General features: G+C 53.9%; 14 protein-coding genes. 7 read left to right on the top strand and 7 right to left on the bottom strand.

Annotated features, from left to right (window positions below):
- Nucleotides 1-1140: a UDP-4-amino-4-deoxy-L-arabinose aminotransferase gene (arnB, locus tag ABIE10_RS11120; protein ID WP_429155950.1), complete on the bottom strand. Its 1140-nt coding sequence runs from the start codon at nucleotides 1138-1140 to the stop codon at nucleotides 1-3.
- Between the two features lie 290 nt (nucleotides 1141-1430).
- The gene (gene nudI, locus ABIE10_RS11115; RefSeq protein WP_016153813.1) at nucleotides 1431-1856 is read right to left on the bottom strand and encodes a nucleoside triphosphatase NudI; all 426 of its coding nucleotides are present in this window, start codon (nucleotides 1854-1856) and stop codon (nucleotides 1431-1433) included.
- 318 nt (nucleotides 1857-2174) lie between these two features.
- On the opposite strand from nudI, the gene ABIE10_RS11110 reads away from it, so the two are divergent.
- From ABIE10_RS11110 to yfaU, 6 genes are all read left to right on the top strand, one after another.
- Nucleotides 2175-2717 carry a YfaZ family outer membrane protein gene (locus tag ABIE10_RS11110; RefSeq protein WP_016153812.1) on the top strand — a complete coding sequence of 181 codons (543 nt, stop codon included), beginning with the start codon at nucleotides 2175-2177 and terminating at the stop codon, nucleotides 2715-2717.
- Nucleotides 2718-2796: 79 nt separating this feature from the next.
- Complete coding sequence (locus ABIE10_RS11105; RefSeq protein WP_075847736.1) at nucleotides 2797-3999, top strand: nicotinamide mononucleotide deamidase-related protein YfaY; 1203 nt, start codon at nucleotides 2797-2799, stop codon at nucleotides 3997-3999.
- A 218-nt stretch (nucleotides 4000-4217) separates the two neighbouring features.
- Nucleotides 4218-5000 carry an IclR family transcriptional regulator gene (locus tag ABIE10_RS11100; protein ID WP_141875450.1) on the top strand — a complete coding sequence of 261 codons (783 nt, stop codon included), beginning with the start codon at nucleotides 4218-4220 and terminating at the stop codon, nucleotides 4998-5000.
- A 13-nt stretch (nucleotides 5001-5013) separates the two neighbouring features.
- Nucleotides 5014-6219 carry an L-rhamnonate dehydratase gene (rhmD, locus tag ABIE10_RS11095; protein WP_016153809.1) on the top strand — a complete coding sequence of 402 codons (1206 nt, stop codon included), beginning with the start codon at nucleotides 5014-5016 and terminating at the stop codon, nucleotides 6217-6219.
- 56 nt (nucleotides 6220-6275) lie between these two features.
- Complete coding sequence (locus tag ABIE10_RS11090; protein ID WP_047500910.1) at nucleotides 6276-7565, top strand: MFS transporter; 1290 nt, start codon at nucleotides 6276-6278, stop codon at nucleotides 7563-7565.
- A 25-nt stretch (nucleotides 7566-7590) separates the two neighbouring features.
- Nucleotides 7591-8394 (top strand): 2-keto-3-deoxy-L-rhamnonate aldolase, encoded by an 804-nt coding sequence (gene yfaU, locus ABIE10_RS11085; RefSeq protein WP_153690188.1) that lies wholly within the window; start codon nucleotides 7591-7593, stop codon nucleotides 8392-8394.
- Nucleotides 8395-8629: 235 nt separating this feature from the next.
- Here yfaU and ABIE10_RS11080 read toward each other — a convergent pair whose 3' ends face one another.
- Both ABIE10_RS11080 and ABIE10_RS11075 read right to left on the bottom strand, forming a co-directional pair.
- On the bottom strand, nucleotides 8630-8911 hold the full coding sequence (locus ABIE10_RS11080; protein WP_019077272.1) for a helix-turn-helix domain-containing protein: 282 nt from the start codon (nucleotides 8909-8911) through the stop codon (nucleotides 8630-8632).
- A complete protein-coding gene (locus ABIE10_RS11075; protein ID WP_019077271.1) occupies nucleotides 8892-9221 on the bottom strand; it encodes a type II toxin-antitoxin system RelE/ParE family toxin in 330 nt (109 codons plus the stop codon). Before ABIE10_RS11075 ends, ABIE10_RS11080 begins: the two co-directional genes overlap by 20 nt.
- A 241-nt stretch (nucleotides 9222-9462) precedes the next feature.
- Between ABIE10_RS11075 and ABIE10_RS11070 the strand changes: the two genes are divergently transcribed.
- On the top strand, nucleotides 9463-9618 hold the full coding sequence (locus tag ABIE10_RS11070) for a hypothetical protein (RefSeq protein WP_155849793.1): 156 nt from the start codon (nucleotides 9463-9465) through the stop codon (nucleotides 9616-9618).
- Here the strand turns inward: ABIE10_RS11070 and glpC are convergent.
- The 3 genes from glpC to glpA are packed head-to-tail and all read right to left on the bottom strand — an operon-like array spanning nucleotide 9615 to nucleotide 13679.
- Nucleotides 9615-10805 carry an anaerobic glycerol-3-phosphate dehydrogenase subunit GlpC gene (gene glpC / locus ABIE10_RS11065; RefSeq protein ID WP_016153805.1) on the bottom strand — a complete coding sequence of 397 codons (1191 nt, stop codon included), beginning with the start codon at nucleotides 10803-10805 and terminating at the stop codon, nucleotides 9615-9617. The two genes, ABIE10_RS11070 and glpC, sit on opposite strands and share 4 nt — an antisense overlap.
- Complete coding sequence (gene glpB / locus ABIE10_RS11060; RefSeq protein ID WP_216403747.1) at nucleotides 10802-12061, bottom strand: glycerol-3-phosphate dehydrogenase subunit GlpB; 1260 nt, start codon at nucleotides 12059-12061, stop codon at nucleotides 10802-10804. The genes glpC and glpB overlap by 4 nt, the downstream gene beginning before the upstream one ends.
- On the bottom strand, nucleotides 12051-13679 hold the full coding sequence (gene glpA, locus ABIE10_RS11055; RefSeq protein ID WP_429155683.1) for an anaerobic glycerol-3-phosphate dehydrogenase subunit A: 1629 nt from the start codon (nucleotides 13677-13679) through the stop codon (nucleotides 12051-12053). Before glpA ends, glpB begins: the two co-directional genes overlap by 11 nt.
- Nucleotides 13680-13695: the final 16 nt, after the last annotated feature.

Here is a 13695-nt window from a genome sequence, read left to right as displayed (position 1 = left end):
TTATTGTCCTGCAATCTCGCGAAGTGCCGTAATTACCCGCTGGGTGTCATCGGCGGTCATATCGGGGAATAACGGCAGTGAGCAAATGCGCGCGCTATTCCATTCTGTATTGGGGAGCGAAAGGGTAGTGAAGCGTTCGCGGTAATATTTTTGCGTATGGGCCGCACGAAAATGCAGACCGGTGCCGATATTTTTGGCCTTTAACGCTTCCATTAAGGCATCTCTGTTCAGACCGCAGCGGGCTTCGTCAACGCGAATGATGAACAGGTGCCAGGCGTGAACGTGCGCCCACTGGGGCAGACTCAGTGGTTGAAATGGCGTATCGGCCAGCGCCTGTTGATACTCGCGGGCAATTTGTGCCCGGCGTGAGTTCAGGTGTTCCAGTTTATTTAGCTGTACCAACGCAATGGCGGCGTTGATATCCGTGAGGTTGTACTTGTACCCTGGCGCAAGCACTTCGGCCTGCGGCGCCCGGCCATAGGTTTGTCGATCAAAGGCATCAACGCCCAGACCGTGAAACTTCAGGCTGCGAAGCCGTTGGGCAAGCTGGCTGTCGTCGGTAACGATCAACCCGCCTTCGGCGCAGGTAATATTTTTGATGGCGTGAAACGAGAATATTGCCGTGCCGCGCGCGCCGACATGACGACCTTTATACAACGTCCCTACGGCGTGGGCCGCATCTTCTATAATCGGAATGCCATAGCGTTCGCCAATGGCATAAATCGCGTCCAGGTCGGCGGGGGCGCCTGCGTAATGTACCGGAATAATGGCTTTGGTTCGCGGGGTGATGGCGGCCTCAATTTGCTCCGGTGTGACCATGAGCGTATCGCGGTCGACGTCGATCATGACTGGCGTCGCACCCAACAGGACAATCATGTTGAGGGTAGAAACCCACGTCATTGACGGTGTAATGATCTCATCGCCTGCACCGATGTCCAGCGCCATCAGCGTGATGTGCATTCCTGCCGTAGCGGAGCAGACGGCGACGGCGTGTTGATTTCCCGTGAGCTGGCAGAAGGCTTCTTCCAGCTGTTGATTTTTCGGGCCGGTGGTTATCCATCCAGAGTCCAGAACCGTCTTCACAGCAGCAAGTTCTTCAGCCCCCATTGCCGGGCGAGAGAAAGGCAAAAAGTCAGACATCATTATTCCTTCAAGCCATTTAACGCCACCGACATTTTATTTTTAGTGATAAACAGGGGCGTCGTTAATTATTTCATCAGGCTTCAAAGGGTAATGACGGAAGGTTAATTTATCCTTAAGAGTTTAAGGTTTGGGAAAGAGAGAGGAATAGCGTATTTTTTATTTATCTTAATGAAAAAAGATCATGTAGTTTCTTGAGTAGTTTGGGCGACATTGCTGTTATCTGCAGACGGATGAGCGCAATGTCGCTATTAAGAATGCTAATTATATGCCGTTATTAAAATGATGATTTACAGTAACCCTTTCAAGGTTAACGTTTTACGCGTGGCGATATTTAAATCGTAGGAGCCGAGATCTTCCGCTTTAACCCAGGCGAATGCCTGGAATTCTTCGTTAATCTTCACTTCACGATTAGCCGCCACACAATCGAAGATGAGATAAATCATATAAATCTCTTCCTGACTGCCATCGGCGTACGTTTTGGTGCGAACATCGTCACTGAAGGTCCATGGCGTAATATCTGATAACACCAGTTGTTCGCCCAGCTCTTCTCTTACTTCACGGCGCAAAGCTTCTTCAATACGTTCACCCGGTTCAACGCCGCCGCCAGAAAGCGCCCACTGACCGGGGAACACACCGCGGTCGTCAGCCATTTTGCACAGTAAATAACAGCCATCGTTTTGAATTAATGGGCAAACAATTGTTCTTTGGCGCATAAGTCGAATCCTTGTAGGGGGAGGTATAGAAAATTCCATCGTGCACGCATCTTACCTTTTGCTGACGGTAGAAAAAACGCTTCATCGACGAATAACGCCGCTTTGCCAGGGAAAACAGGATGTTTGTTGAAAATGGCGTTCTGCTGCCCTCAGTAGCGTAATTGCTACAAGAATTTAACCTTATCTAAATCTTGTGAGTAGTATTTGCTTACAATATGTTATTGCATCGCTTTTTTAGTGCATTGATTCCTCGTGATCTAACAGTACAATTCACCGGTTTTGGGGCTATGTTTTGATTCTTGCTGGAAAGGATAGAAAATGAAAAAAAGTTTAATGTTGGGTTTTGCCGGAATGCTGTTTGTTTCCGCGTCGGCGAGCGCGATTAGCATCAGCGGCCAGGCTGGCGAAGACTACACCAACCTGGGTTTCGGTATGGGTACTGAGACCACCGGTTTGGCCGTCAGCGGTAACTGGATGCATAACGATGACGACGGCGATGCGGCCGGTCTGGGACTGGGTCTGAATATTCCTCTCGGTCCGCTGCTGGCAACGGTCGGTGGGAAAGGCATTTATACTAACCCGAATGATGGTGACGAGGGTTACGCGGCGGCGGTCGGTGGCGGTTTGCAGTGGCCGATTGGCGACAGCCTCCGCCTGTTTGGCGAGTATTATTACTCTCCCGATTCTCTTTCCAGCGGTATCGACAGCTATGAAGAAGCGAATGCAGGTGCGCGTCTGACCATTATGCGTCCGCTGAGCATTGAAGCCGGTTATCGCTACCTGAACCTGGCAGGCAAAGACGGTAACCGCGATAACGCGATTGCTGACGGCCCATACGTTGGGGTTAACGCGAGTTTCTGATTTTTCCGGCGCGGCGTTCAGTCGCGCCTTCCCCCCTCCATGCGTTATAGTGTTTTCATCATAAAAGCAGGAGAACACGATGTTAAACGTGGAGATGCTATCCACCGGGGATGAAGTGTTGCACGGACAAATCGTCGACACGAATGCCGCCTGGCTGGCCGATTTTTTCTTTAATCAGGGGTTACCACTAACCCGTCGCAACACGGTAGGTGACAATCTTGATGATTTGGTCGCCGTTTTGCGTGAGCGTAGCGAACATGCCGATGTACTGATCGTTAACGGCGGTCTGGGACCAACCAGCGATGATTTGAGCGCGCTGGCGGCGGCAACGGCAAAAGGTGAAGGGCTGGTGCTGCATGAAGCATGGCTCGCCGAGATGACGCGTTATTTCCGCGATCGTGGACGCGTGATGGCACCGAGTAACCGCAAACAGGCTGAGCTACCTGCCAGCGCGGAATTCATCAATAATCCCGTAGGAACCGCGTGTGGGTTTGCCCTGAAGCTTAACCGCTGCCTGATGTTCTTTACCCCAGGAGTGCCATCAGAATTTAAAGTCATGGTTGAGCATGAGATCCTGCCGCGTTTGCGTGAGCGTTTTTCGCTGTCTCAACCCCCGCTATGCCTGCGATTAACCACCTTTGGTCGTTCTGAAAGCGAGCTGGCGCAGAGCCTGGATCCGCTGCAATTGCCTCCGGGAGTGACAATGGGCTACCGCTCGTCAATGCCGATTATCGAACTAAAGCTGACCGGGCCGGATTCCCAACGGGAAGCGATGCTGGCGCTGTGGCCAGAAGTTAAGCGGGTTGCCGGGCAGAATATGATTTTCGAAGGTACGGAAGGTTTACCCGCGCAAATCGCCCGTACGTTGCAGGAACGGCAATACAGCCTGACGCTAAGCGAACAATTCACCGGTGGTCTGGTGGCGCTGCAGCTTTCGCGCGCGAATGCTCCGCTGTTGGCGAGCGAAGTGGTTCCGCCCCAGGAAGAAACGCTGGCGCAAACGGCACACTGGATAACCGAACGACGCGGCAACCATTATGCCGGGCTGGCGCTGGCGGTATCGGCTTTCGAAAACGAACATATTAACTTTGCGCTGGCAACGCCTGATGGAACGCATGCCTTACGCGTACGGCTGAACGCTAATCGTTATAGTTTGTCGGTGCGTCAGGAAGTGTGCGCAATGATGGCGCTCAATATGCTGCGCCGTTGGCTCAACGGGCAGGATATTGCCACCGAACACGGTTGGATAGAAGTGGTTGAATCCCTGACGCTGCCTTCCTGACTTGCACTGTCTCACGCGCTTGTTATGGGAAGGCATTCTGGCCTTCCCGTTATCAGTCCAACCTGTTGTACTCTCTGTAAAAAAATCCGTGCGTTAGTTCACAATTGTGCTCGTTTTTTCTCCAGCCAGCTGGAAGAACGAGAGGATTTGATGCGCTTCACAATTTTAACCCCCTTAACCTACCACACTGATTCCAGTATCTCAGACTGGAGTCCAGTATGTTGGAATCAAGCAAAGTTCCCGCGCTCACCAGGGCGATCGAAATACTCAATCTCATTGCGCGTATCGGCCCATGTAGCGCCGCCACCATCATAGAGACGCTGGGTATTCCAAAAAGCACCGCGTACCTGTTACTTAACGAACTGAAGCGTCAGCGCTTTATCAGCATGGATCATCAGGAAAATTACTGCCTGTGGACCAAGCTGGTTGAGTTGTCCGGGCATGCGCTGAGCAAGATGGATTTACGTGAACTGGCGCGTCCGCGGCTGACACAACTGATGGATGAGACAGGGTTACTTTGCCATCTCGGGATCATCGACCACGAAAGCGCGTATTACATTCTGAAAGTGGAATCGTCATCCACTATCAGCGTGCGCTCCCACGAAGGGAAAAGTCTTTCGCTCTATCGCTCGGGTATCGGCAAATGCCTGCTGGCCTGGCAACCGGCAGCCGCACGAAAAGCCATTATTGAACAGCTGATATGGGAACAGGCAACGCCGACCACTATCACCAGGCCACAGCAGTTGAATGACGAGCTGGAGCGTATTCGACAGCGTGGATGGAGCTTTGATAATGGCGAAGATTATCCCGATGTTCGCTGCGTCGCAGCGCCTGTTTTTAACGCTAACAATGAACTGACCGCCGCGATTTCAGTGGTCGGCACTCGTCTGCAAATTAACGAAGAGAACCGTGATTATCTGGCCGGTAAAGCGATTGCCTGCGCCAGGGATATTTCACGCCTGTTGGGATGGAAAAGTCCCTTCGACTCACTCGCTTCATAAAAAGGAGAACACCATGACCCTACCTAAAATTAAACACGTTCGTGCCTGGTTTACCGGTGGTGCTACGGCGGATAAAGGCGCTGGCGGCGGCGATTATCACGATCAGGGCGCTAACCACTGGATTGACGATCATATCGCCACGCCAATGAGCAAATATCGTGAATATGAGCAATCGCGCCAGTCCTTTGGCATCAACGTATTAGGGACACTGATTGTTGAAGTGGAAGCTGAAAACGGACAGACCGGTTTTGCTGTTTCCACGGCAGGGGAGATGGGGTGCTTTATTGTGGAAAAGCATCTCAATCGTTTTATTGAAGGGAAATGCGTCAGCGATATCAAACTCATTCACGACCAGATGCTGGGCGCAACGATGTACTACTCCGGCTCCGGCGGTCTGGTGATGAACACCATCTCGTGCGTGGATCTGGCGCTGTGGGATCTGTTTGGCAAGGTGGTGGGTTTACCGGTCTACAAACTGTTGGGTGGCGCGGTACGCGACGAAATTCAATTCTACGCGACCGGTGCGCGCCCTGATCTGGCGAAAGAAATGGGCTTTATTGGCGGCAAAATGCCGACCCACTGGGGGCCGCACGACGGGGATGCAGGGATCCGCAAAGATGCGGCAATGGTAGCCGACATGCGTGAGAAATGCGGTCCGGATTTCTGGTTGATGCTCGATTGCTGGATGAGTCAGGACGTGAACTATGCCACCAAACTGGCCCATGCCTGCGCACCGTCCAATCTGAAGTGGATCGAAGAGTGTCTGCCGCCACAGCAGTACGAAGGTTATCGCGAGCTGAAACGTAACGCTCCGGCGGGGATGATGGTTACCAGCGGTGAACACCACGGGACGCTGCAGTCCTTCCGCACACTCTCAGAAACCGGTATCGATATCATGCAGCCGGATGTGGGCTGGTGCGGTGGGTTAACCACGCTAGTGGAAATTGCCGCTATTGCTAAATCGCGCGGACAGCTGGTGGTGCCACATGGTTCCTCGGTTTACTCGCACCACGCGGTAATCACGTTCACCAATACCCCGTTCAGCGAGTTTTTGATGACCAGCCCGGATTGTTCAACGATGCGTCCACAGTTTGATCCGATCCTTCTGGACGAACCGGTACCCGTCAATGGCCGCATTCATAAGTCGGTGCTCGACAAACCAGGATTTGGCGTCGAGCTTAACCGCGACTGCAATCTGAAGCGCCCTTATAGCCACTAATGACCAGTGCGTTGCCAATGCCACGGCAACGCCCTCATTTCTTTGAGGATCTTGCTATGAGTACCACGTTACTTGATGGTGTGGTGAAGAAAAACCGCGCCCGTTTGATTCCCTTTATGCTGGCGCTGTATGTGCTGGCGTTTCTTGACCGCTCGAACATCGGTTTTGCCAAAGAGACCTATCAGATTGATACCGGTCTGAGCAACGAAGCTTATGCGTTGGGCGCGGGGATTTTCTTTGTGGTTTACGCCTTTCTGGGGGTTCCTGCCAACCTGTTGATGCGTAAATTTGGTGCCAGAACCTGGATTGGTACCACCACGTTGCTGTGGGGATTCCTCTCTGCGGCGATGGCATGGGCGGATACTGAATCGAAATTCCTGATTATCCGTACTCTGCTGGGGGCGGCAGAGGCGGGCTTCTTCCCCGGTATGATCTACCTGACGTCCCAGTGGTTCCCCCAGCGTAACCGCGCCAGCATCATGGGGCTGTTCTACATGGGGGCGCCGCTGGCGTTAACCCTGGGATCGCCGCTTTCCGGTGCGCTGTTGGAGATGCACGGGTTTATGGGGCATCCGGGATGGTTCTGGATGTTCGTTATCGAAGGTTTACTGGCGGTAGGCGCGGGTGTTTTCACCTTCTTCTGGCTGGATGATACCCCGCAGCAGGCGCGTTTCCTGAGCGCGGAGGAAAAGGCGATGCTCATTAGCCAGTTGACAAGTGAAGAGGAAAAAAAGGTCACTTCACGCCTGTCGGATGCGCTGCGTAATGGCCGTGTCTGGCAACTGGCGATTATCTATCTGACGATCCAGGTGGCGGTGTATGGCCTGATCTTCTTCCTGCCAACTCAGGTTGCTGCGTTGTTAGGGACAAAAGTGGGCTTTACGGCTTCGGTCGTGGCGGCAATACCGTGGGTGGCGGCGCTGTTTGGTACATGGCTTATTCCTCGCTACTCCGATCGCACCGGCGACCGGCGTAATGTTGCCGCGCTGACGCTGCTGGCGGCAGGAATCGGCATTGGCCTTTCCGGGCTGGTTTCACCGGTACTGGCGATTGTGGCGCTCTGCGTCGCGGCGGTCGGTTTCATTGCGGTACAGCCGGTGTTCTGGACGATGCCAACGCAACTTCTTTCCGGGACAGCTCTGGCGGCGGGGATCGGCTTCGTCAACCTGTTTGGTGCCGTTGGCGGCTTTATTGCTCCCATTCTGCGCGTCAAAGCCGAAACGGTGTTTGCCAGCGATGCGGCGGGTCTGCTGGTCCTCGCGGGCGTCGCGATTATTGGCTCGCTAATCATCTTTACGCTGAGTGTGAACCGTTCAGTTTCACAAGCAGGCGCTGCGCATCATTAATCTTATCTACGTTGTAAGGATCGTTATGAACGCATTGTTATCAAATCCCTTCAAAGAAGGATTACGCAAAGGGGAAGTCCAGGTCGGCCTGTGGCTCAGTTCGACCACCTCTTACATGGCGGAGATTGCCGCGACGTCGGGCTATGACTGGCTGCTGATTGATGGAGAACACGCGCCGAACACGGTGCAGGATCTTTACCATCAGTTGCAGGCGATTGCGCCTTATGCCAGCCAGCCTGTGGTTCGACCGGTGGAAGGCAGTAAAGCGTTGATCAAGCAGGTGCTGGATATCGGCGCGCAGACGCTGCTTGTCCCGATGGTCGACAGCGCAGAGCAGGCGCTTCAGGTGGTTTCCGCGACTCGTTATCCACCGCTCGGCGAGCGTGGTGTCGGCGCCAGCGTGGCACGGGCGGCGCGCTGGGGACGTATCGACAATTATATGGCCCAGGCTAATGAATCACTCTGCCTGCTGGTACAGGTCGAAAGCAAAGCGGCACTGGATAATCTGGATGCCATTCTGGACGTTGACGGTATTGACGGTGTCTTTATTGGCCCGGCGGATCTTTCTGCGTCGTTGGGCTATCCGGATAATGCCGGACACCCGGAGGTGCAGCGGATCATTGAGCAAAGCATTCGCCGTATTCGCGCAGCCGGAAAAGCAGCCGGTTTCCTCGCTGTTGACCCAGCAATGGCGCAGAAATGTCTGCAATGGGGAGCAAATTTTGTCGCGGTAGGCGTGGATACCATGCTTTATACCGAAGCGCTGGATCGCAGGCTGGCAATGTTTAAGCCAGACCAGAGTAAGCAAACGTTGAAAAGTAGTTATTAATATCGGGCCCGGTGGTGTAGCGCCATCGGGCCTGAAATAGCTCCTAATGGTGATGCTCTGTCACGTCGTCAGATACCATCGTGATATCCACCAGCGGAAACTGATATGAAGTTGACAGATGAAGCTTGAGTTCCCGTGCGCCGTCTGATTTTGATTAACTCACATAATATTCTTACCACGAAATATGCACAGAGATGATTTTCTCCAACAGACCGGCTCCGGAGTAGCGGGTTAATCAATACAGGGCGATGACTGGTTTTTTGATGCCGCAGGCGTAGGCGTAGCGAGTCAATGTCTCAATACTGGCTTTGGTAATGTTATTTTCAAGGCGGGAAATAACCGGAGGCGTCACCCCCATACGTTCGGCAACCTGAGCTTTTGTCAGGTTGTTATGCCTCCGCCATTCTGCAAGCAGTTCTCTAAGCATCTCTTTGCGTTCTTCTTCCCGCCATGCAGCACGAAACTCATCATTCTGCATCCATTCGTTATGCAGTTCTTTATGGCTTACCAGTTTCATTAAGCACCTCCGCTAACCGATTTTTGGCGAGTTCGATTTCTTTTGCTGACGTTTTCTGTGATTTCTTGATGAAAACGCGGAGCATGATGATAGTGTTGCCTTTATGGTATAGCCAGATACCTCTGGCTATATCAGTACCCATCGTGCGGATCTCAAAAAGTCCATCGCCAAGGGGTTTCGTATCCGGCTCCCGTAACAACTGGGCGTTATGTTCCAGCTTACCAATGAGCCGGTCAAACTTAACCCGAATTTTTACGGGTAATGCAGTTGCTTCTGCCCTGGCCTCAGGGTGATAAACAACGCTAAACATATGGGCGCCCACTCCAAATAAATGTTAGCTCATAGGCTAATTCATAACCATTTAAAATTAACCTGAAGGCTAATTTATTTGACGATTGCCGCAGCAATCTGGTTACAGCCTGTCAGTATTGGTTTTGTGTGCTTCACATAATTATTCTCAGGATAAGAAACCATCTTTTAAAAACCGCATCGTACGGTGTTGATGTTGCTGATTTAGCCATGGTAGTCCGTCACCAGAGGAAGAAGATGGCGTGACGGTACCCACGGATGACGCGGGCTGCATTCGTGGAATTGATTCTTTGCGTGGAGGAGTCAGAGATAAATACGTCCGGTTGCAACGTATTCAGTTATGTGCAACGGCATTCGCAAAATGCCCGGTAGCCAACGCCACCGGGCAACAGAATTAACCTAACGCTTTGGCAAGCAGGGTGATGGGGTGTTCGCAGCGCTTACTGGTAGACATCTCAATCTGCCATTTACAGGTTTCGCAGTCGGTGACGACGATATCAGCGCCGCTGTCTTCAATCTGGCGGAACAGCGGTGCGCCAATGGATTGCGATGTCGGGTAGTTTTCCTTTTTAAAGCCGTATGTCCCGGCAATCCCGCAACATTGCGAGTCCAGCACCGTTAGCTCCAGCCCTGGAATTTGTCGTAGCAGTTCCAGCGTGTAGAGCGTCCAGCCCATTTTCTCCATGTGGCATGGCGTGTGGTAGACCACTTTCAGTGGCAGCGTTTTCAGCGGCAGCGTTTTGCCTTCATCCAGCTTGCGCCACAGCCAGCGGGTTGCCAGTTCAATGTGTTCGCGTAGACCTGAGTTGTCGACGTCCAGCACTTCCGGATATTCATCACGCAGCGCAAAGGTGCAGGTTGATGAGGTGGCGATCACCGGAATGCCTTTGCCGTCAATTGCTTCTCTGAGCGAGGCCACGTTGCTCACCGCCTGCTTACGCGCTTTATCGGTAAAGCCGTTGGCAATCAGCGGTACGCCGCAGCATTTCTCTTTGCTCAGCAGTTGCACCCCGGTTCCCATCGCATTCAACACTTTGATCAGATCTTTGCCGAGCTGCGGATGGTTGTAATTCACAAAACAGCCGTGGAAAAAGGCAACCTGATCCTGATATTGCGCTTGCTGAGCGGCAACGCTGCGATACCAGCGGCGGAAGGTGCCGAAAGAGTACTTCGGCAACGTACGGCGATGGTCGATTTTTAGCGCGTAATCCAGCAGCTGACGCACCGGTTTGAGTGAGGTGGCGGTATTCACTATCGGGGCGAACGGTGTGGACACGCTACCCATCAAATCGGTATGGCTTAAGACAAAGTTACGCAGCGACGGACGCGTTGTGTCGTATTTGGCGCGCGCGCGTTGGATGATATCGCCAATCTTCACATCTGACGGACAGGCCACTTCGCAGCGCTTACAGTTGATGCAGTATTTCAGCGCATCGTCATATAACGCGCCATCTTTCAGGCGCAGACGCTCACCGTCCGGTCCGGCCTGTTTAGGACCAGGGTAGTTCGGATTGACGCGACTTACCGGGCAGGCCGTGGTGCACACCGTGCATTTGATACAACTTTCAAAACGTGTGTCGCTCATTGCTGGCCTCCTGCACGTTTCGCAATATGATGTGCGGCGTGTAAGGCGCTAACAGCGCACACGCCGCCTCCGCAACCCTGGGCGATAGGGTCGAATCCGCCGAGAACGGAACCGATGGCATACATGTTCTCTATCGTTTGTCCCGCCAGCGACGGGCGCAGCCCTGCATCGGTCGTAACGCCAAACTGCTGCCACGGTTGTGGGTCGAAGACGTCACGCTCATACCACTCGGCGCGGGTGGCGGTTTGCTGTACATCCAGCCCCAGGATAGGTTCGTAGATGGCCTCACGCGTGGCGACCAGCCCGCTGCTGAAGAAGCTGCCGCTGGCGAGCACGGCGAAACGTGGCCGCAAAGGAATATCGGCATGATTACGGGTCCAGATTTTGCTGACTACGCCATCCTGACAGGTGATTTTCTTCACTTCATCACCCGGCATCCAGACGCCGCCCTGGCGCACAAACTGGCGCTGCAATTTGTTATGCAAACGCATACCCAGTACCGAAGGCGGTAGGGTCGGTAACAGCGTCAGCGAGCAGGGGAGGCGCTCGTTAAGCCATTGCCAGAGCTGTTCATCCGCCAGACCGAAGCAGGCCGGCATAATTATCATGTCGCAGGTTTTTGCTACTGGCAGTAAAGCGTCATAGAGCAGCGACCATTTATCTTCGTTATCCAGCAGGCGCGCAATATTGACGGCGCGAAACTCGGTCGGGTTATCACGCAGGACATCCAGCTCAGGCAGATCGATTTCTGCCGTCTCGACGCTGAGATTGCGTTGACGCAGCGACGCCGCGGCGAGATGTGCCTGAAAATCCAGTAAACCGCTAATACCTACAACGCAGATACGCTGCGCGGACAGCGGCCAGACCGGAACTTCCGGGGAACTTAACCAGGTTGAGCGCAGCGTTCCCAGCGGGGTGATGCGTTGATGTGACTGATGTACCTTGCCTTGCAAATGCGTTCCGCATTCTTCCAGCAGATTTTGCGCCTGCTGGGCCAGCTCCAGGACGTTGTGCGTTCCGATGGTGCTGTACGGGTGCGCGGGTGCCTGAGTGCGCAGCGCATTCAGGCCTGCTTCTATATCCGTCACCGGTTGGCCATCGGGTAAGTTGCTGAGCAAATCCAGTGAGCCGGAGGAGAAATGCAGGGCGCTTTGGCCGCGAGTGACAATCGTGCAGCGTAAACCGCTTTTTTGCAGTTGCAGGCCGCACAGTAGTCCGGCCAGACCGCCGCCGATAATGACGGTATCAAATTTCATCCTGGTGCTCCTTTTCCAGACCGCACAATCCCTGATAAACCCAGCGTGTGAATTCGCTTTCGCGCAGCGCATCTCCCCAGGCGATAGGCTGCACGCCTTTCCAGCGTTCATTGAGGAAATCGGAAAGCTGGGTGATAGATTGCGCGGCGGTGGTGACATTAAAACGTTGCAGCAAACCTGCGGCGCGGCAGGCACACAATTCGCCCTGGCAGGTCCCCATTCCAACACGGGTACGGCGACGCAAATCCAGCAGGCTGTTGACGGTCAAATTCTCGACGGCGTACTGCACTTCACCTGCAGTGACCGCTTCGCATTCACAGACCAGGCTGCGGTGCTGACGACCTTCGCTAAGCCACGCAGGGGTGCGATCGCCGTGACGGTAGACCGCTGAGCCGCGCAGTGGCGCGGGCAACGAGATCACGCGTTTGAGCGTATGCTCGGTCGATTCTTGTGAGCCAGGCAGCGCCGTGTCTGCCGTTGTGCAAGGTTGGGTATTGCCCAGCTTACGGCAAACGGCATCGGTGGCCCACTCTGCCATCAGGCGGTAGGTCATCAATTTGCCGCCGGTAATGGTGATAAACCCGTCCAGTCCGTCACGCTGGGCATGATCGAACAGTACAATCCCACGGCTGACGTTACGGCCACTTGGATCGTCGTCGCTGGCTACCAGAGGACGCACGCCGGAGTAGGCGCGTAAAATGCGCGTTTTCGCCATAATCGGCGCCAGTTTTTCGCCTTCACGCAGCAGTATATCGACCTCTTCTGCGGTGACGCGGTTGCTGTCGATATCATCGTAATCAATGTGCTGTGAGGTGGTGCCAATCAGCGAAATGGTATCACCGGGCACCAGGATATCGGCGTCAGACGGCTTACGACAGCGGTTGATGACATGCTGGTTAATGCGGTGATCCATAATCAGCAGCGAACCTTTGGCCGGGAACATACGGATGCTCAGATCGGCATATTCCGCAATGCGCTGGCCCCAGATCCCGGCGGCGTTGACGACTACCGGTGCATGCAGAGACTGTATCTCACCCGTCAGATGATTGCGTACGTTCACGCCGCAAACCGTTGCCCCTTCACGAATCAGTCCCGTCACTTCATGCGCCGTTAAAATTACTGCGCCATGCTCACGCGCATCCAGCATGTTGGCGGCGGTTAAGCGGAAAGGATCAACCGTGCCGTCCGGCACTTTTACCGCGCCAATCAGCTGTGGGTTGACGGAAGGTTCGATAATGCGCGCCTGCTTAGGGTCAATTGCTTCTGCGCGAATACCGGCCTCTTCACAGGCGCGAATAAAGGTTGCCTGGAAGGAGAGTTCATCTTCCGGCAGGGTAATAAACAGACCGTCCGTCGGCTCAACGCAATGACGGGCGATACGTTTGAGAATTTGGTTTTCGCTGATGCACTCCCGGGCAGATTCAGCGTCGGTGACGGCGTAGCGTGCACCGCTGTGCAGCAGACCGTGGTTACGTCCGGTCGCCCCTGTGGCGATATCGTGGCGTTCCACTAAGATGACGCGCAACCCGCGCAGCGCACAATCGCGTGCGATCCCTGCACCTGTTGCTCCTCCACCAATGATAATCACGTCACTTGTTTGCGAGTCGCGAATTTTCATTGTTTTTCCTCACAGT

Source organism: Citrobacter sp. 506, assembly GCF_050434985.1.
In the GTDB taxonomy this organism is placed as follows: Bacteria; Pseudomonadota; Gammaproteobacteria; order Enterobacterales; family Enterobacteriaceae; genus Citrobacter; species Citrobacter braakii.
This window is presented reverse-complemented; position numbering and strand designations above follow the sequence as displayed.